The sequence below is a fragment of the Pseudoalteromonas sp. NBT06-2 genome, assembly GCF_002276045.1.
In the GTDB taxonomy this organism is placed as follows: domain Bacteria; phylum Pseudomonadota; class Gammaproteobacteria; order Enterobacterales; family Alteromonadaceae; genus Pseudoalteromonas.
In genome coordinates, this window is sequence record NZ_NQMR01000046.1 from 1 (window position 1) to 984 (window position 984).

Annotated in this window: 3 protein-coding genes; all 3 read left to right on the forward strand. The window is 34.2% G+C overall.

Annotation, left to right across the window (positions count from 1 at the left end):
• Positions 1-90 precede the first annotated feature (90 nt).
• Complete coding sequence (locus tag CJF42_RS11215) at positions 91-540, forward strand: P-loop NTPase family protein (protein WP_095366770.1); 450 nt, start codon at positions 91-93, stop codon at positions 538-540.
• Positions 537-788, forward strand: a complete 252-nt coding sequence (locus CJF42_RS11220) for an ATP-binding cassette domain-containing protein (protein WP_353651682.1) — start codon at positions 537-539, stop codon at positions 786-788. Before CJF42_RS11215 ends, CJF42_RS11220 begins: the two co-directional genes overlap by 4 nt.
• Positions 785-984 (forward strand): hypothetical protein (locus CJF42_RS11225; protein ID WP_141235542.1); only part of this gene is annotated, 200 nt, incomplete at its 3' end. The genes CJF42_RS11220 and CJF42_RS11225, both read left to right, overlap by 4 nt.

Below are 984 nucleotides of genomic sequence, written 5' to 3' on the forward strand. Positions count from 1 at the left end.
TATGTATTTCCATGTAGCACGGGTATATAGGTAATACCATTGACATCATCGAAAATTAATAGGATATCTATCCTATCAGGTAGTCTAGTAATGACTGGTGTATCTTGGTTAACCTTGGCTAGTGTATCAATCATCAATGCATTGCCGATATATAATACCTCACTTTTATATTTTAGAACACTTGATCAAATCAATTCTTTTAGGGTTGGGATTGAGTATTTATTTGGATTTTTTAAATTAAGCTTATTGCTGATTTTGGCTGGGTTAGAAACAGCTACCTCTGGTTCTGTTGCTTTTGAGAATAATGATAAAGCCTTATCTAACTTAGTTTTAAGACAAAAATCTGGTTTTGTATTTCAACAATTTCATTTATTAGCAGAACTAGATACGCTAAACAATGTAGCGCTGCCACTCAAGTTAAAAGGAGACAAACTTGCACTAGATAAAGCGTTTTTTTGGTTAAAGCAAGTTGGACTAGAATATAGGTCCAAACATAAACCAAATGAACTCAGTGTGGAGAACAGCAAAGAGTCGCAATAGCAAGAGCATTTGTGACTGAGCCTAGTTTTGTTTTTGCTGATGAGCCAACAGGTAATTTAGATGAACAAACAGCAGATGAAATAGCAGATTTAATGTTTTCATGCTGCAAAGTTAATCAAACAGGATTAATCGTAGTAACACATAACCAAGCGTTATCGAACAGAGCTGATTATTGCTACACAATGTCTAAAGGAAAAATATACCTTAAAGATAATACACTTATCTCAATGGCGGGAGTAGCTGTATGAATATGGCAATATTAAAACTTGGTTGGGAGCAGTTTCGTCAAAATTATCATACTAGTGATAGTAGATTATTGCGATGGACCCAGTTTTGTTTATTGTTTTTTCTTTTAACTTTGAGTATGACTAGTTCATCTATCAGGCACTATTTAGATAATAATTTACAACAGCTATTAGGTGCAGGGTGGGATCGCGCATTTCT